At 49.8% G+C, this 26,829-nt stretch carries 25 protein-coding genes and 1 pseudogene; 19 read left to right on the top strand and 7 right to left on the bottom strand.

Annotated elements, in window-relative coordinates:
- Positions 1 to 7: 7 nt before the first annotated feature.
- Together IDH45_RS12700 and IDH45_RS12695 are read left to right on the top strand one after the other, a co-directional pair.
- Positions 8 to 877 carry an MBL fold metallo-hydrolase gene (locus IDH45_RS12700; protein ID WP_223836610.1) on the top strand — a complete coding sequence of 290 codons (870 nt, stop codon included), beginning with the start codon at positions 8 to 10 and terminating at the stop codon, positions 875 to 877.
- Positions 874 to 2,229 (top strand): F390 synthetase-related protein, encoded by a 1,356-nt coding sequence (locus IDH45_RS12695; protein ID WP_190928105.1) that lies wholly within the window; start codon positions 874 to 876, stop codon positions 2,227 to 2,229. The genes IDH45_RS12700 and IDH45_RS12695 overlap by 4 nt, the downstream gene beginning before the upstream one ends.
- A 22-nt stretch (positions 2,230 to 2,251) precedes the next feature.
- Here IDH45_RS12695 and xerS read toward each other — a convergent pair whose 3' ends face one another.
- The gene (xerS, locus tag IDH45_RS12690) at positions 2,252 to 3,331 is read right to left on the bottom strand and encodes a tyrosine recombinase XerS (RefSeq protein ID WP_190928103.1); all 1,080 of its coding nucleotides are present in this window, start codon (positions 3,329 to 3,331) and stop codon (positions 2,252 to 2,254) included.
- Between the two features lie 259 nt (positions 3,332 to 3,590).
- Between xerS and nadE the strand changes: the two genes are divergently transcribed.
- From nadE to IDH45_RS12645, 9 genes are all read left to right on the top strand, one after another.
- On the top strand, positions 3,591 to 4,421 hold the full coding sequence (gene nadE, locus IDH45_RS12685; RefSeq protein ID WP_190928101.1) for an ammonia-dependent NAD(+) synthetase: 831 nt from the start codon (positions 3,591 to 3,593) through the stop codon (positions 4,419 to 4,421).
- Positions 4,422 to 5,468: 1,047 nt separating this feature from the next.
- Positions 5,469 to 6,152: a response regulator transcription factor gene (locus tag IDH45_RS12680; RefSeq protein ID WP_190928099.1), complete on the top strand. Its 684-nt coding sequence runs from the start codon at positions 5,469 to 5,471 to the stop codon at positions 6,150 to 6,152.
- Positions 6,149 to 7,894: a HAMP domain-containing sensor histidine kinase gene (locus IDH45_RS12675; RefSeq protein WP_190928097.1), complete on the top strand. Its 1,746-nt coding sequence runs from the start codon at positions 6,149 to 6,151 to the stop codon at positions 7,892 to 7,894. The genes IDH45_RS12680 and IDH45_RS12675 overlap by 4 nt, the downstream gene beginning before the upstream one ends.
- A 162-nt stretch (positions 7,895 to 8,056) precedes the next feature.
- Positions 8,057 to 8,740 (top strand): N-acetylmuramoyl-L-alanine amidase family protein, encoded by a 684-nt coding sequence (locus IDH45_RS12670; RefSeq protein WP_190928095.1) that lies wholly within the window; start codon positions 8,057 to 8,059, stop codon positions 8,738 to 8,740.
- 147 nt (positions 8,741 to 8,887) lie between these two features.
- Positions 8,888 to 10,192 carry an ABC transporter substrate-binding protein gene (locus IDH45_RS12665; protein WP_190928093.1) on the top strand — a complete coding sequence of 435 codons (1,305 nt, stop codon included), beginning with the start codon at positions 8,888 to 8,890 and terminating at the stop codon, positions 10,190 to 10,192.
- A 66-nt stretch (positions 10,193 to 10,258) separates the two neighbouring features.
- Positions 10,259 to 11,131, top strand: a complete 873-nt coding sequence (locus IDH45_RS12660) for a carbohydrate ABC transporter permease (RefSeq protein ID WP_190928091.1) — start codon at positions 10,259 to 10,261, stop codon at positions 11,129 to 11,131.
- Between the two features lie 13 nt (positions 11,132 to 11,144).
- Positions 11,145 to 12,023: a carbohydrate ABC transporter permease gene (locus IDH45_RS12655; RefSeq protein ID WP_190928090.1), complete on the top strand. Its 879-nt coding sequence runs from the start codon at positions 11,145 to 11,147 to the stop codon at positions 12,021 to 12,023.
- Positions 12,024 to 12,064: 41 nt separating this feature from the next.
- Positions 12,065 to 13,207 (top strand): efflux RND transporter periplasmic adaptor subunit, encoded by a 1,143-nt coding sequence (locus IDH45_RS12650; protein ID WP_190928088.1) that lies wholly within the window; start codon positions 12,065 to 12,067, stop codon positions 13,205 to 13,207.
- Between the two features lie 27 nt (positions 13,208 to 13,234).
- Entirely contained in the window at positions 13,235 to 14,632 is a 1,398-nt protein-coding gene (locus IDH45_RS12645; RefSeq protein ID WP_190928086.1) for an ABC transporter substrate-binding protein, read from the top strand.
- An 80-nt stretch (positions 14,633 to 14,712) separates the two neighbouring features.
- Here IDH45_RS12645 and IDH45_RS12640 read toward each other — a convergent pair whose 3' ends face one another.
- Complete coding sequence (locus IDH45_RS12640; RefSeq protein WP_190928084.1) at positions 14,713 to 15,786, bottom strand: flagellar hook assembly protein FlgD; 1,074 nt, start codon at positions 15,784 to 15,786, stop codon at positions 14,713 to 14,715.
- A gap of 163 nt (positions 15,787 to 15,949) precedes the next feature.
- Here IDH45_RS12640 and IDH45_RS12635 point away from each other — a divergent pair, with 163 nt between their 5' ends.
- On the top strand, positions 15,950 to 16,705 hold the full coding sequence (locus tag IDH45_RS12635; protein ID WP_190928082.1) for a class I SAM-dependent methyltransferase: 756 nt from the start codon (positions 15,950 to 15,952) through the stop codon (positions 16,703 to 16,705).
- Positions 16,706 to 16,788: 83 nt separating this feature from the next.
- Here the strand turns inward: IDH45_RS12635 and IDH45_RS34015 are convergent, their stop codons facing one another.
- A complete protein-coding gene (locus tag IDH45_RS34015) occupies positions 16,789 to 16,962 on the bottom strand; it encodes a hypothetical protein (protein ID WP_223836609.1) in 174 nt (57 codons plus the stop codon).
- Positions 16,959 to 17,090, bottom strand: coding sequence for a MarR family transcriptional regulator (locus tag IDH45_RS34010; protein WP_223836608.1), 132 nt, complete (start codon positions 17,088 to 17,090; stop codon positions 16,959 to 16,961). The genes IDH45_RS34015 and IDH45_RS34010 overlap by 4 nt, the downstream gene beginning before the upstream one ends.
- A gap of 122 nt (positions 17,091 to 17,212) precedes the next feature.
- On the opposite strand from IDH45_RS34010, the gene IDH45_RS12625 reads away from it, so the two are divergent.
- The 5 genes and pseudogenes from IDH45_RS12625 (at position 17,213) to IDH45_RS12605 (ending at position 21,423) form a co-directional block, all read left to right on the top strand.
- Positions 17,213 to 18,094 (top strand): pirin family protein, encoded by an 882-nt coding sequence (locus tag IDH45_RS12625; RefSeq protein ID WP_190928080.1) that lies wholly within the window; start codon positions 17,213 to 17,215, stop codon positions 18,092 to 18,094.
- Between the two features lie 96 nt (positions 18,095 to 18,190).
- Positions 18,191 to 18,582: pseudogene (locus tag IDH45_RS12620) on the top strand (RidA family protein).
- A gap of 160 nt (positions 18,583 to 18,742) precedes the next feature.
- Entirely contained in the window at positions 18,743 to 19,264 is a 522-nt protein-coding gene (locus IDH45_RS12615; protein WP_190928078.1) for a GNAT family N-acetyltransferase, read from the top strand.
- Positions 19,265 to 19,467: 203 nt separating this feature from the next.
- Positions 19,468 to 20,157: a hypothetical protein gene (locus IDH45_RS12610; RefSeq protein ID WP_190928076.1), complete on the top strand. Its 690-nt coding sequence runs from the start codon at positions 19,468 to 19,470 to the stop codon at positions 20,155 to 20,157.
- A 75-nt stretch (positions 20,158 to 20,232) separates the two neighbouring features.
- Positions 20,233 to 21,423, top strand: a complete 1,191-nt coding sequence (locus IDH45_RS12605; protein ID WP_190928074.1) for a hypothetical protein — start codon at positions 20,233 to 20,235, stop codon at positions 21,421 to 21,423.
- Positions 21,424 to 21,548: 125 nt separating this feature from the next.
- Here IDH45_RS12605 and IDH45_RS12600 read toward each other — a convergent pair whose 3' ends face one another.
- The 3 genes from IDH45_RS12600 to murQ form a co-directional block, all read right to left on the bottom strand.
- On the bottom strand, positions 21,549 to 22,541 hold the full coding sequence (locus IDH45_RS12600; RefSeq protein ID WP_190928072.1) for a hypothetical protein: 993 nt from the start codon (positions 22,539 to 22,541) through the stop codon (positions 21,549 to 21,551).
- A 60-nt stretch (positions 22,542 to 22,601) separates the two neighbouring features.
- Positions 22,602 to 22,913, bottom strand: a complete 312-nt coding sequence (locus IDH45_RS12595; protein ID WP_190928070.1) for a TFIIB-type zinc ribbon-containing protein — start codon at positions 22,911 to 22,913, stop codon at positions 22,602 to 22,604.
- 227 nt (positions 22,914 to 23,140) lie between these two features.
- On the bottom strand, positions 23,141 to 24,070 hold the full coding sequence (murQ, locus tag IDH45_RS12590; RefSeq protein ID WP_190928327.1) for an N-acetylmuramic acid 6-phosphate etherase: 930 nt from the start codon (positions 24,068 to 24,070) through the stop codon (positions 23,141 to 23,143).
- Between the two features lie 336 nt (positions 24,071 to 24,406).
- Between murQ and IDH45_RS12585 the strand changes: the two genes are divergently transcribed.
- Complete coding sequence (locus IDH45_RS12585; protein WP_190928068.1) at positions 24,407 to 25,360, top strand: GNAT family N-acetyltransferase; 954 nt, start codon at positions 24,407 to 24,409, stop codon at positions 25,358 to 25,360.
- Positions 25,361 to 25,459: 99 nt separating this feature from the next.
- Positions 25,460 to 26,779 (top strand): ABC transporter substrate-binding protein, encoded by a 1,320-nt coding sequence (locus tag IDH45_RS12580; RefSeq protein WP_190928066.1) that lies wholly within the window; start codon positions 25,460 to 25,462, stop codon positions 26,777 to 26,779.
- Positions 26,780 to 26,829: the final 50 nt, after the last annotated feature.

The following is a 26,829-nucleotide window of genomic DNA, read 5'->3' as shown; positions in this document are numbered from 1 at the left end:
TACCGACATGATGAAAGCTATTAACCGTAGGCCGGTAACCGTTACGTGGCTGACGGCCGGCTACTGCACACATCCGGAATGGGTTACGATCCGGGGAGGTTCGCGCCGCAACGTGCGGTTTCCTGCCGGTTTTGCCGTTATCGAGCATCCGGAACGCGGAATCCTCTTGTTCGACACCGGGTATGCTTCCCGTTTTTTTGACGCTGCTGCCGGTTGGCCCTATTGGATCTACCGGGAAATGACGCCCGTCTTTTTTGAGGAACGGCAATCTGCGGCATCACAGCTGCTGGACAAGTTCGGCAAGCGAGCGGAGGAGATCCGGACCGTGATCGTCAGCCATTTTCATGCGGATCATATTGCAGGGCTGCGGGATTTTCCGGAGGCGGCGTTTTACTGTTTCCGCTCCGCGTACGAAGCCATTCGGGGGAAGCGCGGCTGGAGCGCCCTTCGCGCCGGTTTTTTGCCGGATTTGATGCCGTCCGATTTCGCCGAACGCGCCGTGCTTCTGGAGGGGAGCGGAGACAGCTGGCAGCCGCTGCCGGACGATCTTCCGTTCTCTACAGGCTGCGATCTATTCGGCGACGGAAGCGTGGTGGCAGTTGACGTCTCCGGTCATGCGGCGGGACAGATGGGCGTGTTCATGACGACGGAAGAGGGGGAGCTATTCCTGTGCGCGGATGCCGTATGGTCGAGCCGCGCGTATCGCGAGAGGCGCCCGCCGCACCCCGCAGCAAGTATCATTATGTCGAGCCGGAGCGACTACCGGACCAGCTTCGAGAAGCTGTGCCAGCTGCACGAAGATCGGCCGAATCTGCGAATTATGCCAAGCCATTGCCGGGAATACGGCGTCCCCGCCGGGAAGGAGGAGAACGGATGAAGATGAAGCAGCTCGCGCTTACCGCTTCCGCCTATATCCGGACCCGGATGCTGGGACGAATCCGCTCCAGAGACCAACTGCTGCAATGGCAGGAAAAGCAAATCTTGCGCCATATCGCACGGGTACGAGCTTTATCCGCTTACTACCGGGAGTTGTGGCAAGGGTTGCCTGACGAGCAGTGGAGAAGCTTTCCGGTAATCGACAAATCGGATATGATGACGCATTTCGACCGGTTGAACACGATAGGCATCCGCAAGGATGAGGCGATGAATGCCGCGCTTCGGGCGGAGCAGACCCGCGATTTCCGGCCCGGGATCGGTTCGGTTACGGTCGGATTGTCCTCGGGTACGAGCGGCAATCGCGGGCTGTTCCTGGTCAGCGAGCGCGAACGGCTCGCCTGGGCCGGGACGGTGCTCGCCAAGCTGCTGCCGGGCGCATTCGCGAGGCGGGAGCGGGTCGCTTTTTTCTTGCGGGCGAACAGCAATTTATATCAAAGCGTCAATCAAGGAAGGCTGCAGTTCGTTTATTTCGACTTGCTGGCACCGGCCGACAAGCTGATCGCCCAAATGAATGCCTACCGTCCGACCGTTGTCGTCGCTCCGCCGTCCATGCTCCGGATCATTGGAGAAGCCCATCGCTCGGGCTCGATGAATGTCCGCCCGAACCGGTTGATCTCGGTAGCGGAAGTGCTGGACCCGCTGGACCGGCTCTATATCGAGGAGAGCTTCATCCGCCCGGTGCATCAGGTATACCAATGTACGGAAGGTTTTCTGGCCGCGACGTGCGAGCGCGGCACCTTGCATCTGAATGAAGATGTCGTTTATATCGAGAAAGAAGTCGTGGACGCCGAGCTAGGCAAATTCGTCCCGATCGTAACCGACTTCTCCCGCATCACGCAGCCGATTATCCGATACCGTTTAAACGATATATTGACCGAGAGAAGGGAGCCATGCCCTTGCGGGTCCCCCTACACGGCGATTGAATCGATCGACGGGCGGTGCGACGATTTGTTTTATATCCCAGCCGCCGATGATCCCGCCCGATTCATTCCGATCTTCCCTGACTTTATATCGAGAACGGTCATTCGTGCCTCCGAGCATATTGAGGAATACGAAGTGGAGCAGCTGGCGGCGGACCATGTACGGATCTCGCTTCGGGTAGAAGCGCCCTATAAACAGGTGACAGAACGGACGGTCGAAGGGATGATGCAGGAGCTGTGCCGGCAAGCCGGCTGCGTCCCGATCCGGATCGATTTCGCTCCGTATGCGAGTGAGCGGGGGGATCGGAAGTTGAGGAGAGTCAGACGGACGATGCGGACGGCAAATATCCCCGATCCGGTTGGACGGGGATAAGGAGTCTGCGGAATTGTCGAAGTTAAGGCTCTCGCCGGTCGATCGCTTCGGCCATCGTTTTGTCCGTCAGGTGCGCATAAATCTGTGTGGTCTCGGGGGAGGCGTGACCGAGTTGCTCCTGGGTTTTGTAAATGTCGTTGCGCAAATAATAGTCGGTCGCGAACGAATGGCGCAGCTTATGGACCGATAAGTACGGCTTGCCGAAATATTTGGCATATTTAATGACCATTTCCTGAATGGCGCGTTTCGTCATCCGTTTGCCTTCTTTTGATCCGTTGGCGACGGCGAGAAACAGCGCTTTTTCTTTTTTGTCCGGCGCATAGCGAAGCGAACGGATCTCCAGGTAGGCGGTCAGCGATTCCACCGCTTCCTGACGGAAGTAGACGGGCGTTTTGAACGTCTCGTCATTTTTACCTTTCCGGAACACGTATACCAGCTTCTTCTTCAGGTCCAGATCGTCTATACTCAAATTGACCACTTCCGAGACGCGCAGACCGGTATTCAAGACCAGGCTGACGATGCAGACGTCGCGAACCTTATTAAGCTCATATGAATATAACGCTTGCTTGTTGTTGCATACGTCCTGGGGGTACCCGCTTTGAATGTAGTCGATAAACTCGAGAATCTCTTTTTCCTGCAGCAGCTTGCCTTCCAGCTTCGCGGCGGTGTCTTTCGGCTTGTGCGTCCGCTTGATCTCGACTTTGGCCATCACGTTCCGCTTGAGCAGGGGATAATAATCTTCATCCTCGGCGATCTGGCTCAAGTAATGAAAGAGCGAGCGCAGCGAAGAGAGCTTGCGGGAGATCGTCGTTCTCGTATTGGCGCCGTCTTTTTTCGATGAAAGATACATCCGGTATGTGTTGATATTCTCCATACGCAGCTTCTCCAGCACTTCGATCGGGATGTCGCGCCAGGCGGCAGCTTCGGTCAGCCCCTCAGCCATCAGCCAGGAGAAAAACGTTTCGTAATCGCGCACATATTCAAGCAGGGAGGAAGGGGACAGGTCCGGCAGCTTATAATTAATAAACTGCTCGACATACCAGGGCATGGCCGGGACGCGTTTGTCCAGCTCTTGGCGGTCTTTCAGTTTAATGACGTTCATAGGGATCACCTCGACAAACTGAGTTCGAATGCAGTTTACGTAACTTTTATTATGTAAACTAAACAAATTTACCGTTATTTTCTTTCCTAATCAGTCTACCCGATAATAAGGGGGACGTAAATGGATTCGGCGGAAGCTTTGGAACGCATTGGCCTAACACTTTGAATCGTTGTGAACGTTTCGCGATTAACGTGTATAATGTGGATATACAGCCGACAGGCAGCACTGATTAGATCAATACGAAGGAGACGGAACCATCATGCAAACGTTTCAGCAGGAAATAATACGCAAGCTCGGCGTACAACCGGCGATCGATAGCGCGGCGGAAATCGAGAAGAGAGTCCAATTTTTAATCGACTATGTGAAAACATCCGGCAAAAAGGGTCTCGTCCTGAGCATTTCGGGCGGGCAAGATTCTACGCTTGCGGGCAGGCTGTGTCAGCTGGCGGCGGAGCGGCTGAGACAGGAATCGGGCCAGCCGTATACATACATAGCGGTCCGGCTGCCTTACGGCGTTCAACTGGACGAAGACGATGCCCAGGCCGCGCTTTCGTTTATCAACCCCGACCGTGTGGTGACGATCAACATAAAAGAAGCGGTCGACCGCTCGATGCAAGCGTTCCAGGCCGGTACGGGCGAGACGTTGTCCGACTACTGGAAAGGGAATACGAAGGCGCGGGAACGGATGAAGGTCCATTACGATTTGGCCGGCCACTACGATCTGCTGGTAGTAGGCACCGATCATGCCGCGGAAGCGCTGACCGGATTTTATACGAAATTCGGCGACGGCGGCTGTGACGTGACACCGCTGGCGGGATTGAACAAACGTCAGGGGAAGCAGCTGCTGGAGCATCTGGGCGCGCCGCGCTCGCTCATTTACAAGGTGCCGACCGCCGACTTGCTGGACCATAACCCCGGCCGCACCGACGAAGACGAGCTTGGCTTCAGCTACGACGAGATCGACGATTATCTGGAAGGAAAACCGGTGAGCGACAGCACCCGCGAGAGGATAGACACTCGGTATATCCGATCCGAGCATAAGCGGAGAATGCCGGTTACTCCCGATGAGACCTGGTGGAATAACGGGTAAGTAGGACCAATGTGCCATATACGGCTGCACTTAGAAAAATTGCCGATTGCAACAGAAGCAATTTAGAGGGGTAACCCATCATGTTTACGTATACTTCGGATGAAGGGAACAGGCCGTATATGAACCTGGTTATTGACTTCAGGTAGTGTAGAACAGTTAAGCCAGCGACTAAGAATACGGTTCCGGCCGTTGCCGAAAGGATGAGTTTGCAGATTCGGGAGCAGCCTGCGAGGGAACGCTTCCATACAAGGAGCAGCAGTGCAGGGAGGGTGGATAACCCCATGATCCACCATTCCAGATTTACAATAGCCAAGTGTATACCGTGGTGAATCGTTCCGATTGTATAAGTACACACCGAGGTCAGAATTCCAATAACGAATCCCGTCAGGAATGGATAGTGCGTCGTATTCACCTAATCTCCTCCCTTGTGATTCATCCATAATTTACCTACTATTATACCATTCATGACCTATGCAGTTCATCCCAGTAGATTGGAATTGAAAGATTCCGTTAAAATGAGCCTAAAGATCAAAATACTTCTTGACTTTTCAGAAACAACCCTATAATCACGAAGGATACCTTTTTAAATACGGGGTATGGTACTTATGCAAAGAATTCTTCACGTTTCTTGAGGAGTATCGATTTGATTGGGTTACCAAAGCCAAGCGGAATACCGCTTTATTTCGCAAGGTCTTGGAGCCTGGCACAGGCAGAGAGCGTTACGTTCCGCTAACACCTGTTATGCTCATCCGTGAAGTGTTCGGAAAGTTAATGCGTCAAGCGCCATCGGGCTTGGTGGCAATAACCAGAATTTAACATAAAATATATTATGTTAAATTCTCAAAATAAAAACTGTCAGGATTCCTGACGGTTTTTTCTTTTGTGCAATCCCGCTGCATCATGGTCGCCGGTTTCAATTCCATTACATTTTGCGCTGCTTCCCGCTATCGTGTTAATGTTGGAGTAGTCACATCATCAATGTTAATCGTGGCACATCATTTTAAGAGATATTGTATATTTTAAGGGAGTTGCGAGCGGAGGATCGACATGCCCAAAATTTTGCTTGTTGAAGACGAAAAAATACTTCGTGAAATTTTAAAGGATTACTTTCTAAATGATGGCTATGAGGTTATGGAAGCCTCTGATGGTATAGCCGGATTGGAATTATTTCAACAACATGAGATCAACTTGATTATTCTCGACATTATGTTGCCGGGAATGGACGGGTGGTCGGTTTGCCGCCGCATTCGCAAAACGTCCGATGTACCTATTATTATGCTTACGGCGCGAGTCGACGAAGACGACACGCTGCTCGGTTTCGAGCTTGGTGCCGATGACTATGTAACGAAACCCTATAGCCCTGCGGTGTTATTAGCAAGGGCCAAGCGCTTACTCGACAGCCGGGCACGTACGAATAAAACGACAAATACGAACGATACACTTATTATTAATGGCATTACTATTCATTTCCCGTCGCGATCGATAACGGTGGATGGCGAGCAAGTAAGCCTCACGCATACAGAATTCGAAATTTTAGCTTACTTGATGCAAAATCAAGGAATCGTGATTTCAAGGGAGCAGCTTATCATGAAAATATGGGGATACGCTTATGCCGGAGACGATCGTACTCTGAACACGCACATACGAAACCTGCGGACGAAACTAGGCAACAAAGCGCAATACATTACAACGGTCGTACGAACCGGATATAAGTTCGTGGATAGCTTATGAAGATCGGGATTGTCGCAAAGCTGTTTCTTCTAACTACTGCTCTTTGCACGCTTATATTGGCTGTTATCTACGTGGGACAAACGATATTTTTTGAGGAATATTATACGAATAGGAAAACGAAAGAGATACAGGCGAACATCGAGGTATTCAAACAGGATCATTTATCCGCTAAGCCCGCTAAAGATGAGTTTCCGTACTTCCAGTACCAAGAGGAAATGTTCTTTCAAAATCATAACACGTGGATCACGATGCTCGACCGCTACGGTAATCTTAAATATACGAACGAATTCTATCTTCAAGTTCAATTAGATAGCGATAAGTCCTATGAATCGTTTAAGGTGCCGTTGCATCACTTGATCAACATAGATGATATGTCATCAAATAAGTTCGTTTTCAGTCCAGACCAACGTCTAATTATTTCCGGTATTAAAAAAGATGCTACAATCATGCCGATTCGAATACAAGACAAGTTCGTTACTTATGGTATGAACGACCAACTTCTAATCATGCCCATCTTCGAAGATAAAGCGACTGTAATTGACGTTCAAATTCCTACTCCGGAAGAGTTCTCGAACTTTAGCTTTAGTTTCTCGAACAGCCTCTTTATGGAGCGGATCAAGGCGTTTCAGGCTAACTTATTGTGGTCGAATAATCCTCAACCGATCAATACGGTTCAAACGTTTGATTACGAGAAAAATAAGGTGAAATACAAGCTTTTCGTCCACAGCATCGAGGACGTAGACGGTGAACCCGCTTTTTTAATTGCGATGACTTCCTTGCAGCCCGTAGGCGAGGCAGTGCGTATGATCAAAGATTACTTAGTTTATATCGTCGTTTTTGTACTTGTGCTTATTTTGCTCGTCTCGTTTTATTATTCTAGAAAGATTGCAAAACCGCTTTTAAGACTTAATTCAGCGACTCAAAAGATTGCTAATTTGGACTTTTCAGAATCGATATTAGTCTCCTCGAAGGATGAGATCGGCGAATTGTCTCACAATATCAACCATTTGTCTGCTACTCTTCATTCCTACATTGGACAGCTTCGGCAAGAGATCGAAATGGAGAAACAGCTTGAGAGCACGCGTAAACAATTTATTTCCGGCGTATCGCACGAACTGAAAACACCGCTAAGCATTATGAAAAGCTGTATCTCCATTCTCAAAGACGGCGTAGCGAGCGATAAGAAGGAGCATTATTTCGAAGCGATGGAAAACGAAGTCGATAAAATGGACCTTTTAATCGTGGATATGCTTGAACTGGCCAAATTCGAGTCCGGGACTTACAAAATGAAGTTGGACGTATTCTCGATCGATAAGATCATCGAGTCGGTATATGAACAACTTGCTTTGGACATTGCTTCCAAACAGCTCGACGTTCGGTTGCAACTTGATCCGGCGGAAGTGGCAGCCAATCAGCTTCGCATCGAACAGGTCATCACGAATTTTATGACTAACGCCATTCGTTATACGCCCTCGAATGAACGCATTATCGTATCGGCCATTGAGGATCAAGAAGAAATCATGATCTGCATAGAGAACTATGGGGTTCATATCCCGCAAGATCAACTAGACAAAGTGTGGGACCGTTTTTACCGTATTGACACTTCTCGACATCGATCCCATGGGGGAACCGGTTTAGGATTAGCGATTTCTAGACAAATATTAGAACTTCACGATTCCTCATACGGGGTAGAAAATACCAAGAACGGGGTCGCTTTTTACTTTTCGCTAAAGAAAGCATAATTACAACAATCTAAGTTAAATTTTGGATTTGCAAATATCGGCAGGCTACAGGATCCGTTCCTTAGTCTGTCTTTTTTATTTGTCAATTCACCTCTCGAAATCTTTATCTTATCTTTATTCCGGCTCCATTTGATCTTGATATCGGGAAATTACTATAGATTCATGAAAACATTTATTCGTTTTTTCACAATTGGCGTCGCAGCAATCCTACTTGTATCTTTTTCTTTGAACTTACGACAGGAGGGAACCACTAAAAAAGATACGATACAACCAGTATCTACTGCTGGAACAACCAACCCTACACAACCGCTGAGCGGAAAAACTATCATTATTGATCCGGGACATGGCGGAAAAGACGTTGGGACAATCGGAGGACAAAACAGTTACGAAAAAGACGTGACATTGCCTACTGCGCTCAAAATTCAGCGAAAACTAAAAGAGAAAGGCGCGAATGTCATCCTTACACGCTCCGATGATGAGACTGTATCGTTAAGCGAAAGAGCGAATATAGCAAATAATCATGAGGCGGATTTGTTTGTCAGCATCCATTTTGATGCATTCGATGACCCGGACGTCCACGGAATAACGGTCTATTACAATAAGACAAGCGATGAATCGCTCGCGCAACAATTACATGACGGGATTTTTAAATCAGATCTGAAGGCGAAAGACAGAGGCGTAAAATTCGGAGATTATCGTGTACTTCGGGAAAACATAAAACCAGCTATATTGCTCGAACTCGGTTACCTCTCGAATAAAAACGAAAAGTCTCGGATAACTTCAACCTCCTATCAAGAGCTCCTATCCACTGCGGTCGTTCGTGGAATAGTGGATGCGATAACGTAATGCGAGGGAGCTCGGAATTGCAACGTTCCACACAAGTGCGATTGTTGTAACGCAATCGCCATTCTTTACTGTCCCGACGCGTGCCAAATCCGGGGGACGTTAGACGTTAATGGATATGGCCGTTAAAAAGAAGGAGTGAAGCTTAAAATGAAGACAAAAAGGCTAGGGATATTGGCGATGGGGATGGCCGTTGTGACGGCAGCCTGTAGTGATTCGGGAAGCGAGGCAGGGACGAACGACCAGGCGAAAACCGTCGTGACTTTTTCGGTTCTGGAGTTGAGTCCTTTCTATGAAACGGCGGAAAAAAGATTTGAAAAGAAACACCCAGACATCGACCTGCAAATTCAAGCCGTGAAAAAATTGGGAGAAACATGGAAGGATGGGGCTTACGAAAAGTATACGAAAACGACGAATACGGAGTTGTTGGCGGGCAAGGGAGCGGACATTCTCGAGTTGACAGGGTTACCGTTGCCAGCATATGCAAGTAAACAGCTTGTTGCAAATATGGACGAGCTCTTGAAACAGGACACGTCGCTGAACAGCGCCGACCTGCAAGCGAAGCTCGAAGTGTTTAAGACGGACGGTGGTTTATACGCCATGCCGCTCGGGTACTTCATGAGTGGATTTGTAGGCGACGGAAATCTACTAGCGGGCGAGAGCATCGACGATAGCCAGTGGACGTGGACCGAATTCGCCGAGGTCGCGAAGGGCTTGGTGCGTAAAGAGAGCAAGGGCCGAATCTACGCTTTGGCTAACAGTCGGCCGGAAGTGATGCTGCAGGAAATCGTCGACGACAGCTTTGCCGATTTCGTCGACGTCTCGGGGAAAAAAGCGGCCTTCGACTCGCCGGGATTCGTCGCCGTCATGCAAATGGTCAAAACGATGTACGACGATGGTATCGCGACCGCCAAGCAGGCCGAAACCGGTCGTCAGTTGTTTTCTTCCGCCGTAATGCTTTCGCCTGCCGCTTTGATCGATGAATCTCACTCTTATTTCGAGAATCCGAAGCTGATGAGGAAGCCGCAAGCCGGAGCGGCGGGTACGAGGCTCCTCCCTAGCACCGAGCTTGCGATTCGGGCCAATTCCCCGGTGAAGGATGAGGCGTGGAAGTTCGTTTCGTTCCTATTGTCTGAGGAAGCGCAATCGCTGGAGGAGAGGGAAGGATACGGATTCTCGCTGCTGGAGTCGGTAAACGAGAAAAAACTGAGCGACATCGAGAAGCAGGTCGCCGGTACCTATAAGCTTCCAAGCGGAGCAACGGCTAAAGTTTCCGCCGAGCAGTTCGCCCAGTACAGACAGTTCATGCGATCTCCGGGGTATTACACGGGGAGAGACGGAAAAGTCGTGATCATGGTCGGCAAGGAATCAGCCGCCTTCTTCAGCGGCCAGAAGTCGGCCAAAGAGGTCGCCAAGCTGATCCAAAACCGGGTGACGACGTATTTGAACGAGTAACGGTTTAAGAAAAGCTTAGGGGATTTAGTTATTCCGAGAAGCTATTTAACGAAAGGGAGGTGAAACATGCACTTTCGTAAATGGTCAAAAAAACATAGTTATATTGCGGTTTGGTTTCTCGCGCCAAGCGTGATAGGTTTTTCCGTTTTTTATTTAATACCATTCGTAATGGGAGTCTACTATTCATTCACGAATGGAGCTTCAGGAGGTTCGTTCGTAGGCTTCGCCAACTATCAAGATCTGCTGGCTAGCGATTCCTTTCGAAAGGCTGCGCTAAATACGGCTTTATTTACTTCAGTCAGTGTGCCCATTACAGTAGTAATTTCCCTTTTCATTGCCCTGCTGCTCAATCAAAATATATATTTTCGTAATTGGCTTCGAACAGCATATGTCTTGCCGCTCGTAGTGCCGGTTGCATCCGTTGTCCTCATCTGGCAAATCCTTTTCGATTGGAACGGGGCATTAAACAGTTGGTTGAGCGGCTTTGACCTTGAACGTATAGATTGGATGAAGTCGGAGTGGGCGAGAGTCGTGCTTTCTGTTGTCTATGCGTGGAAAAACGTAGGGTATAATGTCATCTTATTTCTAGCCGGTTTGCAAGGAATTCCGAAAGACTATTACGAGACAGCCGAAATCGAGGGTGCAGGCGCTTATCACCAATTTACGCGAATCACGTTGGTTTATCTAACACCCACGACGTTTTTTATCGCCTTAATGGCACTGGTCAGTTCGTTCCGGATCTTTCGGGAAACGTATTTAATCGCCAGTGATTACCCGCACGACAGCATCTACATGCTGCAACATTACATGAACAATATGTTTCTGTCGCTAGACATTCAGAAGCTAACTTCGGCAGCCACGTTGATGGTTGCATGTATGGTCATCATCGTTTCCGTTATGTTCACCTTGGAACGTCGCCTAGCATCATTCATGGAGTAAACAGGGAGGGAGTATGAAGCCAAGGGCCATCATTTCTAAAACTATAATCACGATCTTCCTGGCGCTATTGGGTATCGTCATGCTGGCGCCAATCGTTATATCCTTAACAAATTCACTCATGACGGAGCAGGAGATCGCGTCCAATTACGATCGGATCGGTCAAATGACCGTTGATGCCGCAAGCGGAAAAGACGCGTTCGTGAACTTGAAGATTATTCCCGATTGGGTTTCCTTCAATCAATACGCGAAAGTGCTGATTGCGACTCCGACGTATCTGAAGTTTTTTTGGAACTCGGTCTATCTGGTTGCACTCATTATCGGTGGTCAGGTTATCGTCGCGGCACTAGCTGCTTATGCTTTCGGGAAGCTTCGGTTTCGTGGCAGAGACAAGCTATTTTTCATTTATTTGATGACGATGCTCATGCCGTTTCAAGTGACTCTCGTCCCGAACTACATTATTGCCGACCAATTAAATTTGTTGAACAGTGCAGGAGCGATTATCCTTCCCGGAATATTCGGGGCATTCGGCGTATTTATGCTTAGACAATTCATCAAAACGCTCCCGTATGATTACGTTGAAGCCGCGACGATGGACGGCGCGAGCCATCTGAGCATTTTCCTGCGGATCATCTTACCGCTTGTTAAACCTGGTTTAGCTGCGCTTATCGTTCTATTGTTCGTCGATTATTGGAACATGGTAGAACAACCGCTTATTTTTTTGGACGATGACTTCAAGCAGCCGTTATCCGTCTATCTATCCGTCATCCAAGAGGAAGCAAGGGGAGTTGGATTTGCTGCATCCGTCTTATATATGTTTCCGATGGTGTTGTTGTTTTTATATGCGGAAACTCATTTTATCCAGGGCGTCCAAATGTCCGGCATCAAGGGATAGGGGGATTCAATATCAATAGCCTTGAAACTGAACACGAAAATGTGAAAAGAAAGAGAACGATCAAACGGTTATCGTTGTTATTTTTTGGAGGATTACTCATCCTAACGCTTTATAGCAATACATTGCAATCGATGGGCCTCCCGAAAGTCTTGGTCGCGTTCGGCAGAGAAGAACCGCTCGTTCATGTCTTTCATGGCGAGGGCGTTCTGGAGCCGGTCATCGAAGCTTCGTTATCGAATAAATCCGGCTGGGAGATCAAAGAAGTCATCGCTGCGGAAGGGGACAGCGTAAAAATGGGGCAAACACTCGTCGTTTACGTAAACCGCGAAGCAGAGAATCGTTATCTCGATGCTCAAGCGCAATTGAAGCAACAGCAGCTTGTAATTGAAGGGCTGCAGGATCAATACGTGAAAGCTTCTCAAAACAACGATACTTTTCTAATTCGAAACGTGAAGCGGAGTCTTGAAAACGCCAAAATTTCGTTAGAAGTTGGGCAAAGAAATCTCGACAGCTTAAAAGAGGCGCTTGCTTCCGAACGTGAATTAAAGGCACCGTTCGATGGAACTGTCCGCAAAGTGAATGCCGTAAAGGATATGGCATCGGCAAGTGTTGGCCCCGATATCCAATTGGCCTCGTCGAAGCAGGGTTACCAAATGCCGCTCCAAGTCCCCGCTTCCATTAGCAAGCTTATTAGAATTGGACTGTCAACCGATATCCAGGTCCAGCTTGCGGATACAACGGAAACGATGAGCGGTATAATTCAACTCAGGGAATCAGCGAGCCGCGCGATTAAGGGGAGCGAAACCGCATCCCAAGATAAGGGGGAGGTGACAACGAACAAACGTATTTGGATTAGCGTCAATAACGAGAAACTTCGAGGTGGGGAACAAGCAAGTCTGCAACTTAGCATTTCTACTCCGAACGAAAGTGGAATCCTTGTCCCCAATGAAGCCATACACCGTGAGGGGAACGCAACCTACATCTTAGTCGTCGAAGAGAAGAAGGGGGCTCTCGGCAACACAAGCGTAGCCCGAAAAGTCCATGTTCAAACAGGCGGTGCCAACGAGTACGAAACCGTCGTTAAAGGAGGCTTTTTTCCCGATTCACCGATTATCCTGAAGAGCAGCGAGCCTATACAAGACGGAGAGCGCGTAAGAGCCAAAACGAACAAAACGAATTCATAACTTACAAATAGGAAAGTGGGAATAAATATGAAAAAGTTTATTGTTACTATCATCCTTTGCATCATGGCTGTTGGCTTATCCGCATGCTTAGCCAGCGATAACGCTCCACAATCTGAACAAGGACAATCTCAGACTACTGCGCCGTCTAAATCAAATTCTAATGAAAACACAGTCAAAGCAGCGCTCGAACCGCTGGATAATAAACAGAAGACAATTGTTGTTTCTGTTCTTTCCGCGACCGATTTTTATAAACTCGCGAAAGAAAAATACGAAAAACTCCATCCGAATACGACGATTCAACTCAAAGAGTTTGAAGGCAGCAGTAGTAATGGCCTCATGAGTAAATCCGAAGTAGAAAAATACGTCAAACAAACAACAACAGAAATATTGTCAGGCAAGGGAGCGGATTTGTTCGCGTTTACGGTAATTAACGAATTGCCCATCGACAAATACATTAACAAGAAAGCCTTCGTTAACCTGGACGAATGGATGCAGATAGATTCCTCGTTCGATCCTAACAAGTATCAAATGAACATCATCGAGGGCAGCAAATTAAACGGCGCTTCTTACATACTGCCACTTGAGTATTACCTGGAAGCATATTATGGAGACGCGGAAGCATTCAAAAATGCTGGTGTCACAATCGATGACAAGTCTTGGACATGGAGCGACTTTGCCGATATCAGCAAGCAATTGAAAGCGAAGAACAACGAACGTTATGCGATGGGGAACTTCGCTCCTGAGCGGATGATCAACAATCTGGTATCTGATAATTATTCGCGCCTGATCGATGGGGCGGGTGGAAAGGCATCTTTTGACTCCCCGATATTCATGGATATGCTCAAACAAGCAAAAGCCTTGTATGATGATAAAATACTGAAATCGGATTATGTAGATATGAAAAACAGTAGTTTTACATATTCGAGAATTACATCACCAAGCGATTACCTTGTGAGGCTTGGATTGTATTATCCAAACGGCAAAGTTTATCAAAAGCCGCATTCCTCCGGTCAGAGATCCGGCGTTTCGTTCGAGCCAACCAATCAAATCGCAATGAACGCGAATTCTAAAGTGCAAAGAGATGCGTGGGAGTTTGTGAAGTTTTTATTGTCTGAGGAAATTCAATCCAATCCTCGTCAATCGGGCTTTTCCATGATTAAAGCAATTAATGATAAAGCCATCGAAGACCTAAAATCGAAAGAGGTCTTGCAAAATACAAAGGGTGGGAACATTAAAATTAAAGCTCAAGACCTCGAGCCAATTCGCGAGTTGCTGTCCGCACCTAGTGTCAGGAGTATGGGGGATGAATCGACGGTCCAAAAAATAATTGCCGAAGAAACGAAAGCATTCTTCAGTGGCCAGAAAACGGCTGAAGCTGTCGCTAAGCTCATCCAGAACCGTGTAGTGACTTATTTAAATGAATAATCAGCTGCTCCCGAGATTGAAGAGAAACCTCCGCCATTTTCAGTGGCAGAGGTTTCTAAGTTGATCAGGGGCATGGATGGCTACTCGAGATCAACGTTGAATCCGCGGGGCGTTCGCGTATTGATCAGAAGCGGTTCCGTTACCGGACCCTCTCCGTCCCGGGAATAGGTTACGGTGTCGGGGCGATCCAATGTTACCTTATAGCGTCCGGGGACAAGCGGATGACCGTCGGCATCCACCGGATTCCAGGTCACGGTAAAATGATACCGATTGCCTTCCTGAAGCGGACCATGGACGACAGGCAGCGTCTGCTCGTAGACGGGGGTGAGCGGCTGATCGTCCTCGCCGACCGATTCGACCTTAAACGTCCATTCGTACGGATCCAGCACGATATCGTGTCCGGTATTATTTTGAAAGAAAACGGTGAAAGGGGAAATCTGATCGGCCGGGAGATGCCCGTTAAAGCCGCTTGGAGGATAAAGCGCGGCGACAACGCCGCCGTCCAGATGGATATCTCTCATTTCCGGCTTGTATGGCTCCAGTTTGTCCCTCACCTTGATGTCATAGGTGAAGATATGACGCTGTCCGTCGAAGACGAGACGGGTGGCAAAAGTACGCGTTTCTCCGGGAACCGGCGGCTTCGTCTCCGAATCGGCGATAGATACGAACTCGGTTGACCCCATCGGTTTTCCATTCGAGTCCATGTCCGTTATTTCGATTTGTTTGCCTGTTAAATCTTTGTTGATGCGGATCGTTCCGGACGTGAGCATGCGTTGGCCGCCCGGCAGACGGCTTACCTGGAGCTTTTCCATCTCAAAGTATCCGTCCGGGTCGCGCATATAAGGTACAACGTAATCCGGGAAGCTACCGATCTTGAGATCGATTTGATTCAAGTTGCCGTTGTCCGGCGAGGCCGGCTGGAACGAAACGTCCGCTCCGAACGCCTCCGCGAAAGTGCGCAGCTGGATATAAGCCATATTGTTGTAATTGATGACAGGATTATCGCCGGAAACCTCGACAGGCTGGATCGTGACCCCGTTGTAAATAGCGACTTGGCTCGGAAATAAATACGCCTGAAGCGAGTCTGATGCGACAACTGCGGTGGAGGAAGCGACAGCGGCGCCGCAAATAAAACCGATTATATATTTTCTCATCATCGAAATCCTTTCCATAGTTTGTAAAAGATTAGACGGATTCGAAGCCGGAATGTTGCACTGTCGCCGGATATTCCGTTCACTTAGTGTCAGGCGCTAATCGCAATATAAGCAGCGAATTATGATAGAATGAAACTATCTGTCAGATGGGAGAGTGAGAGAAATGGACAATAAAGAACGGTTTTCCAACCGGGTCGAGATGTATGCCAAATACCGGCCGAGCTACCCGGAGGCGGCGATGAGTTATTTGTACGACACGGTCGGTTTGTCGGACGATTGTACGGTGGCGGATATCGGAGCCGGAACGGGGATTTTCTCCAAGCTTCTTATCGCACGGGGCATCCGGGTCATTGCCGTGGAGCCGAACGAACCGATGCGCCGCGCAGCCGAAAGCGATTTGGCCGGAGAGCGGAACTTTCGTGCGGTTGCCGGGGCGGCGGAGAGCACCGGGCTTCCGGATCAGTCGGTCGACTTTATCGTGTGCGCCCAGTCGTTTCATTGGTTTAATCATGCCGAAGCGCGGATCGAATTTCACCGGATTTTAAAACCGGGCGGGAAAGCGGTGCTGATCTGGAATTCGCGGTTATTGAAAGGAACCCCGTTTCTGGAACAATACGAACAGCTGCTGCGGACATTCGGCACCGATTATGCGAAGACGAACCATAAAAACATATCGAGAGAGGCGCTGACTGCTTTTTTCCATAACGGGGATATGCAAGAGGCCCGGTTTATGAACCGTTACGCTCACGATTTCGAGCAGCTCAGCGGCAGAATGCAGTCCTCCTCGTACATTCCGGTTTCCGGCGATCCGGCTTATGAACCGATGATGGTGGAGCTGCGGAACGTGTACGAGCGGACGAACCAGGATGGGGTCGTGTTTTTCGACTACGAGACCGAGGTGTATTGGGGCGAGGTTTAATTTTAAACAAGCGTTAACTTTAAAAGAGACCGGCAGGGAAACGCCCGAAGCTCGGCGTCGCCAACCGGTCCCTCTTTGTTTATTCAGGAGCCGTCTTTCTCGCATGACAGATCCGCATCCTTATTTTGTATGAGAAGCTGGAGCAGATCGTACAACCGGCTGCGTTGGGCGATGGATAAATTATTGAGCAGTTGGTCCGCCACCTCGGACTGAACGGCAAGGATAGGTTCCAGATGAGCTTGCGCGAGCTCCGTCAATTGTTAAGGGTCGCCCTGTGGTCTGTCGGGTCGGGTACGCGGACGAGCAGGTTATCGATCTCCAGCGCATCGACAAAATCGGTGACGGTTCGGGCTTTAATCCCTAATTCGGCCGCCAGCTCGTTCATGCGGATTTTTACCCGCCTCCGCTACGGCGGACAGCGGCAGCCCACTTGACGGGGACTCCAAAATCATTTATCTTTAATTTAAGATATAAAAGTTTAAGAGTTGAGTGAGGGGAGACTTTACTATGACAACATTCCGTACTATCGAAGGTATTTTCAGAGGTGCGCCTTTCCATATGGTAGGAGACGGCTTCCGGATGTCCAACTATTTTCCGTCCGGCAACAACTTTCAGCACCGGATCAGCCCGTTCATTCTGATGGACTATAACGCTCCATTTGTTTTCCCGCCCAGCCCGTCGGTAAAAGGGGTAGGCGCCCATCCGCACCGGGGGTTCGAGACGGTGACGATCGCTTACGAGGGCTCGATCGAGCACCATGACAATTACGGCAATCACGGTATTATCGGGCCCGGCGACGTACAGTGGATGACAGCGGGATCGGGACTGCTGCATAAGGAGTATCATGAGACTGCGTTTTCGAAGCGCAGCGGTTTGTTCCAGATGATTCAGCTATGGGTGAATCTGCCCAAGGCTCACAAGATGCATGCGCCGAAATATCAGGAACTGCTTCACGCGCAGATGGGGCGGGTGGAGCTTCCGGACGGCGGCGGGACGGTGCGGGTGATCGCTGGCGAATACGAAGGCGTCGCAGGACCGGCGTCCACGTTTACGCCGATTCACTTGTTCGACATGACGCTGAAACTTAACGGAAAGGCGGCGTTCGAACTGCCGTCAGCGTATAACACCGCGGCTCTGGTCCTGAAGGGCGAGGCGAAAGTAAACGGCGATCGCACCGCCCAAGAAGGAGACTTCGTCCTGTTCGGCAACAGTCCGGGCGCGATTTCGATCGAGGGGTTGGCGGACGATACGGCCGTTTTCGTCTTAAGCGGCGAACCGATCAACGAGCCGATCTACCAGCACGGCCCCTTCGTGATGAACAGCCGGGAGGAAATTATCGAGGCGTTTCAAGATTTCCAGTCCGGCAAGATGGGCAGCACCGATTTTTAAGCGCCGGAAGTGTATAATAGTGGAGCGGGGAAAACCCTGCTCTGCTATTTTTGAGTTGGAAGAGAGCCGAGAGGCAGGACGGAGAGGAGATACTTTATGACTAGACGTCGTGTGTTTACAGGTTCGCCTTGGGAGCCGGTGGTCGGTTATTGCCGTGCCATCCGGATCGGGGACCGGATCGAAGTAGCGGGTACAACTGCGATGCAGCAAGGGGAAGTTGTCGGCGAGGGGGATGCTTACGAGCAAACCCGATTTATTTTGCTGACGATCGAGAAAGCGTTGAACGAATTGGGAGCTTCGATGTCCGACGTAGTCCGGACAAGGATGTTCGTTACCGATATATCGAAATGGGAGGAGATCGGGAAAGCGCACGGCGAATTTTTTTCCGAGACATCCAACCTGCGGCGACGATGGTTGAAGTACAAGCGCTTATCGATCCGCGTCTGATGGTGGAGATCGAGGTCGAGGCGATCGTGGAAGAGGCGTAGGGAGTAGGTGGCCGGGTGTGGTCGGAGTTCTGGATGATATTTTCAAGTATACATAACAAATATTATGTAACCATCAATGTGTATCGAAGAAACAAATACGACTATCACTAAGTCTTATCCGCTACGGAACCTGGTAAACCCGACAGTAGGAGGCAGCACAATGGGTATTGCAATCCGACAAGAAGAAATCGAGGATGTTACTGAAGTCTATCGTGTCGTTCAAAAGGCCTTTGAGAATGCGGATTATTCGGATCATGACGAGCATCACCTGGTAAACAGGCTTCGAAATTCGACGAAGTTTATACCGGAGTTGTCCCTAGTAGCGGAATATGAAGACAAAATCGTCGGATACATTTTGTTTACAGAAATCAAGGTCGGTGATCGGGTTCTGGTTGCGCTTGCGCCTGTTGCTGTAAGGCCGGACATGCAAAGTAAGGGGATCGGAAAGCAGCTGATTACGGAAGGACACCAAATCGCCGCACGGCTTGGGTATCAGGGTTCCGTTGTACTGGGCCATGAGAAGTATTATCCGAGGTTCGGTTATAAAAAAGCAAGTTTATATGGGATACAAGCGCCGTTTGATGTACCTGAAGACAGCTTTATGGCCGTTGCGCTGACGGATGGCGGTCTGTCAGGTGTCCATGGGGTTGTCGAATATGCGAAAGAATTTTTTGAAAAGTAGAGAATCAGCTGGGAGGCTTCTTGCCCGGGAGGAATCTCGGCGTCAAGCAGAAATAAAGCAGGGGGCTGCCTTTGTTTATAACCGACGAATTCCTTGCGATACGACATTACATTCATAGAATAAAAGGAACTGGATAGATGTCAGCGAATACCAATTAAGTATTACAAAACTTGCATCCTTCGTGATAAGAGGAGGACGTTTTTTTGAGTAACTGGCACCGAATGATATGGATTGATAGACAAATCCGTGAAAAGAGGTACCCCAATTGTGCTCAAATCTCGGAGCGTTTTAATATTTCAATCCGTCAAGCGTCCAGGGATGTTGAGTACTTACGCGATTCATTAGAAGCACCGGTGAAGTACTGTTATTTGAAGAAGGGATATCATTACACCGATCCTGTATTTCAACTCCCTGCCGTTATGATTACAGAATCACAAAAGAAGGCGCTTTCTATTTTGTCACAGGAATTTAACAAAATCCGAGGAAGCGACGAGTTTGGGTTGGGAGATTTATTCGATAAACTTGAGCGTGTTTCAGATGAAAGAAACGGACAGGCACGCTCTTTGTCTTGGCGAGCAAATATGGAAATAACTGAGATGAAAGAACTTGTTGCGACGACTGTTTCAAAATCGGATATGTATGCCCCTTGCGTTCATAAGACGGAACCGTTTTTCGCAGATGTTAAATTTGAGACAAGCACCGTTGTAGAGCTTTTTCGGCTAGACGCAGTACATAGCGGCAATTCTGTTTATCGTATTCGTTATTACAGCGTAGAAGCGTTCATACTTCTTTTGCTTTCAATACCTTATGAATTTCGTATTCTCTCACCGAACTGGCTCAAAAACATACTTTGTCATCGACTTGAAAAAAAACTTCACGGATTCAGAGAGTAGGACACTATATGTCATCCTCGTGAGATAATCTAGTACTGAGAACGATGTACATATATTTGAAGGGGGGGGATATGTATGCAAGTCAAACTTGAAAACTTAAAATGGCGCCCTTTCTGGGCATCGTATATAGGGGCGTTGAAAGGTTGCTTGGATTTTTTAAATATCCGAATGTCTGATTCTTGGCTATCCGGTGGTGTCGGTCATGCTTTTGTTCTAAACATAAACAAAAATGTATCTGCGGCCGGACCGACAGCATGGAATAATGAAATGACCAGACTATTAGGGCACAATCTCGGTTTTAACGTCAACAGTGTAAGTGCATGGAAGAATGACCCTCAGTTTGAAACCAAGCAACGGCTCGCATGGGAAACTGTAAAACGCTCGTTAGAAAAAGGAATACCTTGCCTAGGGTGGGAACTTGGGATTGCAGAATACTATGTTGTAAATGGGTACAACCAGTATGGATATTTCTATTCAGGAATTGGAACTGCTGATTATTTGTTCGATCTCGAAAATGATTGGAAACAGGACTTAGAAATAGGCGTTTTCTCCGAGAAAATGAGGCAAGCTTTACTTCTTAGAGGTTTAACTTTATCGACAAACGTGCAAATTTACATGCGTTTCGGTTGTTGGATCATCAAAGATGTAGAAGATGGGCGCGAGTTCTCCGTTCTGGAAGATAACAAGGGAAGACTTATGTTTCATGGGGAATATAATATTAGTCAAGCTTTTAAACCGTGGGACCAACTTGGCAGATCTTCAATCGGATTGTTGGAGTTATACACTGTAGAGCCAGCATACTTGTCCAATGATCCCGCAATAGTGAAGGAAGCGCTTGAATTCGCAATTGAATATGGGCAGGGCCCTCGCAAGTGGGTCAAGGAAGGCTTCAATAGCGGACTCCAAGGATACGAGACGTGGAGATATGCTCTCGACAATCGTTGTGCGGATGGTTTTGGAGTCGCCTATAATGCATCGTTCTGGCAGGAATGCCGGACGTTAGCTGCACAATTTTTAGTAGAAGCCGCCGATCGAATCGGTGGAGAGAACGCAATACAATTGTATGAAGCAGCCAAATGGTACGATGAGGTTTCTCAAGAGTTAAAGTTTGTTGCGGAGAAGTTTCCTTTTCATCAGCGCAGCCCTGAACATATCAGAGATGGAGACGCCCTAGACCAGGCAAGTCATGCGTTAGGACGTGCACAAAGGGCCGAACAACAGGGGATGGAGCGGATAAAAAGATTGGTGGACAATTTGTTAAAATAAATCAATACTGAGTAAATTTTTTATTTACATTACAATAATATGTAAACTCAAATGACTAACCAAACTGTAAATAGAAAACGCCGGAATCCGCAAACCGCGGACAACCGGCTTTTTGGCGTTGCGTCTTACTCGGACCGGCTTCGGGCCGTCTGCAGACGGCTGGCCGCTTCCTTGAACAGTAGCTCGACCTCAACCGCGCCTGCGCGAAGATCGGTGTCTTGGCCCAGACGGAGGGATTGTTCCAGTCTCTGCAAAATGGTATCCACCTGTCTCATGGCGATCGCGATGCTGTTGGTATCAGTGGACTGGAGCTCTATACGGGTCCGGTCCAGCTGCTCTTTTTCCCGGGCGACCCGGGAACGCATCTCCCCGAAGATGCGGAGCTGCTTGAGCATCTGATCCGTCCGCCGCTGCAAGGCATTCAGCTCCCGGCCGAAGGCGTTTAACTCCGCATTGGCCTGTATCACATCAAAGGCGGCCGCTTGTTCGGTTTGATCGAGAAGCGTCTGTATGCGTTGACGTTCGCGGACCAGCTCATCGAGCGGGTAACCGGACTCGGAGCGAAGCCGGTCGATCGCGGCCGAAACTTCGGAGAAATGGCTCGCTGCTTGCCGGGCAGAGGAGGAGGCGCTTTTCTCTACGTTTACAATTCCGTTTACTTCCACAGCCATACTATCGACCTGACTGGACCATGCTTTCGTATCCCGGTAGAGCCGGTAAACTCGCACAATCGGGCTGAATACGGAAAAAAATGGCACTTTACACGCCAAAAGCTCGGCTTGGAGCGGTTCGGCCTGCCGGTGCAGGGCAAGCAGTCTATTCTCGATGTCCGCTAATGCCCGCTGTGTCCGTCCCTGAACGAAACCTTGCCCCAATCCTCTAAACGGTTCGGCGGCAATAAGCGCATTCAACCGGGTCATTTGGTTCTGTTGCAGTTTAATCGCTTTTCGGAGCCGTTTTTTGGTTACGCTCCGCTTAAGTCCTAATACCACCAATAGAAAAATCAATCCTGCGACGAACAGAGCAAATAGCAACCCGAGCAGATTGGATACGATAAAAGACAGCGCGCTGTCGGCCAGGTCGTCCAGGATCGATTCGAATCGGTACAAATCATCCACCTGAGGCAGCCCCCTTAAGGAAATCAGCTATCCTGCAGGACTGTCGTTTGCGAAATCGTATCAATCGAACAGGTCCCCAAAAATATCCATTACATTTTTTTTGCGTTTGTATTTCGGATGATGCTTGTCATAGTATTGCGGCTCCGAGTAGGCGGGAGGGCGTTCCTCATAACCGGTTCTCCGTTCTGGCTGCGGCTCCTGTCTGTCATACCATTGATTGAACGGCTCGCGTACTTCTCGGACACCCGCCATCAATTTGTCGAGCTCCCCGCGGTCCAGCCAAACTCCTTTGCACGAAGGACAGATGTCGATCAGGATGCCTTCCTTTTCGACTTCACGCATCTTTACATCGTCACAGATTGGGCAATTCATGAGTGGGATGTCAGCCTCCTTGAATATCGGAATGGTAACTGCTTTTACCTTAACACGATATCCGGCGGCATGCAAAAAAGAGGTGCCGGGACGAACAGTTTTTCAAGGGAAGGGAAAGGGTTATCGGGATACGAAGAGGGACTCCCAATTGAATCAAACCGGAATAACAAAAACCCGCCAACCGCCGAATACGATTCGGAAGGGAGCGGGTCTGTTTGCTATTCAGCTCAACCGGCCGGCTTGCCGGAGCCGGTCAGACTGATCTCAATCGCGCCGCGAACGAAACCGCCGGATTGCCGGAGCAACTGCTTAGCCTGCTCGTACGTGGAGCCGGTGGCGATCATTACCGTAGCGGTTTTCACATCGCCGCGAGTCGCCCGGAAAGCTTGTTCCACGATGTCGTCCGGTGCCCCCGTAGCCCGCTGTATGATGCCTTTCGCCCGGTTGACAAGTTTGAAGTTCGTTGCCTGCAGATCGACCATCAGATTGCCGTACACTTTGCCCATCTGAATAAAGGAGGCGGTCGTGAGCATGTTCAAAATCATCTTCTGCGCCGTCCCGGCTTTCAGCCGCGTCGAGCCGAGCACGGCTTCCGGCCCGGTAACCGCTTCGATCGAAATGTCCGCGTGCTTGCTCATGACCGAATCGGGATTGTTGCATACGCAGACGACAGCCGCTCCGGCTTCCTTCGCTTTTTTCATCGCGCCGATGACATAAGGGGTCCGTCCGCTGGCTGCGATCCCGACCACGACATCGTGCACGCCAATGCCGCGTTCCCCGATATCCGATGCGCCGAGCGCTTCGTCGTCCTCCGCACCTTCCACCGCACAGCGAATAGCCGTATCCCCGCCGGCTATAATTCCCTGCACCATCTCCGGTTCCGTCCCGAATGTCGGCGGACATTCGGAGGCGTCCAGGATGCCCAGCCGTCCGCTCGTTCCCGCTCCGACATAAAACAATCTGCCGCCCGCACGGAAGCTGGCGACAATCGCATCGACCGCCTTCGCAATCTGAGGCAATACGGCCCGGACCGCCGAAGCGACCTTCTGGTCTTCGTCGCTCATCATCTCAAGCATGCCCAGTGTCGGCGCCTGATCGATGTCGCGGGTATGTTCATTTTGCTGCTCCGTCAGGAGACGCTCCAAAGCACGATTCATATTCATAAATGTCCCTCCACAACTGTTTTATCGAGGCTGCAACTCATAGGGGTGAATGGATTTCCTTTCGGTATCTTTTGTCTAACTATAAACGATCAAGGCGAGGATTGTAAAATAAATTTTTATGATTAAATATTTATGTTGAAATAATATTTCACGATGATATAATGGGCGTGTGGGAAATGAAAATAAATTTTACCACAGACCTTATGAGTGAAATTTTGTGTCAGTTCATAAGGCGTGTGTAAGCGTTGTCAGTCATCCGGGTCCTTATATCGAGCGGATTTATCCAAGCGGGGTGTCTGAGGAAAAAAGCGAGGGGAGGGCAACAGGGAGATGGGGAATCTGGAATACCGCCATTATGAAAGCGGTAACGAAGAGGCCATTGTTCAACTATGGAACGAATGTTTGCATCACGATCCGGTTACGCCGATCAGACTGCGCAATATGGTGCTACTTGACGCTAATTTCGATCCGGAAGGGCTGTGTCTCGCCTATGAAGACGGCCGGCTTGTCGGCGCGGTGTATGCCGTCAGGCGGTTGTTGCCGATGCACGGGACGGAGCTAGAGCCGGATAACGGATGGATTCCGTTTTTCTTTGTCGCTCCGGATCGGCGAAGGCAGGGAATCGGCAGCAGACTGATGGAGGAAGCGCTGGACTTTTTGCAGCGGTTGGGACGCAAGCACGTATTTTTCTCATCGTATGCGCCGAACTATTTCACACCCGGCGTGGATGAAGCAAGCTACCCGGACGGTTACGCCTTCCTGCTGAAACACGGGTTCGCCAAGCTGTATTCGCCGGTGGCGATGGACTATTCGCTGGTCCGGTACGCAGCGCCTGAAGACGTCAAACGGTTGAAACGAACACGGGAGGACGAAGGGTATGCGTTCAGATTGGCGCAGGACCGGGATCTCGTTGATGTGATCCGGTTTGCGGCGGACCTGTTCAACCCCGACTGGGGAAGAGCGATCCGGGAAGGACTGCTGCGCGGTCTGCCGATGTCCGCGATCCATGTCGCCCGCTTCGAAGGCAAGTTGATCGGGTTCTGCATGCACGGCGGCTACGAGGGCGTGCTCGAGCGGTTCGGACCGTTCGGTGTCGCTCCGGCGCATCAAGGGAAGGGACTCGGCAAAATGATGCTGCACGATTGTTTGTCGAACATGAGGGCTCAAGGACTTCATGGAGCATGGTTTTTGTGGACCGGGGAGACGACGACGGCGGGGCTGCTGTACAAAAAGCTTGGTTTTCAAGTGACGAGGCGGTTTCACGTATGCCGGAAAAGCTTCTGACGTCCCCGTAATACCTTACTGGCCGCGTCGTTCATCCGGTTTCCCGGAGAAAGCAGAGAAGTGTAATCATTCATCTATCATTCAGGGAGGTCTTTTCGTATGAACAAAAAAATGGCAGTACGCGCAGTAAGCCTCGCCGTCACGTCGGCGCTGGCAGTCAGTCTGGCCGCATGCGGCTCGGGTAAAGAAGGCAGCGGAAGCGACGACGGCAAGAAAGGTCCGGTGACGCTCACGCTGCTGTCCCACTACGCCGGAGCGCAGGAAGAGAAGCTGAAGCCGTATGTGGATATGTGGAACAAGGACCATCCGGACATCCAGGTGAAGCTCGAGCCGGTGGACTTCGGGGAATTGCTGAAAACGATCCAAGCGAAGCAAACGGCCGGGCAGGTCGCCGATATTATGCACGTCTATTCGCTATGGGGCGGCCAACTGACGAAAAACAAAGTGCTGGCCGAGCCGCCGGCCGACGTGATCGACGACGTCAAGAAAAATTACCCGGACGCATCCGTAAAAGGCGCCTCCATCGACGGCAAAATATACGGCTTCCCGACGGAAGTAAACGCTTACGCCTTGTTCTATAACAAAAAACTGCTGAAGGAAGCCGGATTCGACAATCCGCCGAAAACATGGGATGAGATGTACAACATGGCCAAGACGCTTACGAAAAAGGACGGCTCCGGCAAAATTACGCAGCAAGGCTTCGGCTTCGTTCGCGGGTACGCTTCGATCGTCGATCAGCCGTTCATGTCGCTGATGGCGACGGCGGGCGGCCAGCTGATCAGCGACGATCTGACCAAGGCGCAGCTCGATTCCGACGCAGGCAAGAAAACGATGGATTATGCCGCGAAGTTTTACAAAGACGGCATCGCGGACGTCTCGTTCAGCGTAAGCAAAACGTTCCCGGCCGAGCAAACGGCGATGACGATCCAGGCGGGCTGGTATGCCGGTTCGCTTGCCGGAACGATGAAGGAGGCCTACCAGAATATCGGCGCGGCGCCGCTTCCGTCTCCGGACGGCTCGAAGAAAGGCTCGATCGCTTACACGTGGATGTGGGGCGTCAACAACAAATCGAAATATCAGAAGGAAGCATGGGAGTTCCTCAAATGGTTCAATACGGTATCGGTTAAAGACGGCTTGACGCCGGAAGGCGGGTTCCTGCTGGATGCCTTCAATTCGCTGTCGACCCGCAAGTCCGACCTTGACGCGAAGCCGATCAAGGACAAATTGGCCGGCGATGCCGTGCTGAAGACGTTCGTCGACGCTTTGAACTACGCGTTGCCGGAGCCGAACCCGGCTGCCGGAACGGAAATCCAGGATATTTTGTTCAAGCAGATCGAGAGCACCTGGACCGGTCAAACGACGCCGGAAGCAGCCGTACAAGCGGCCCAAAAAGACATTCAGTCCAAGCTCGCGAAATAATCCTAGAGCATCATACGAGGGCCGTTGCGATCCGATCCATAGGGCCGGTC

It is taken from the genome of Paenibacillus oceani, assembly GCF_014705615.1.
Lineage (GTDB): Bacteria > Bacillota > Bacilli > Paenibacillales > NBRC-103111 > Paenibacillus_AB > Paenibacillus_AB oceani.
Note: the sequence above shows the minus strand (reverse complement) of the source record. Positions and strands in the feature narration are given on the sequence as shown.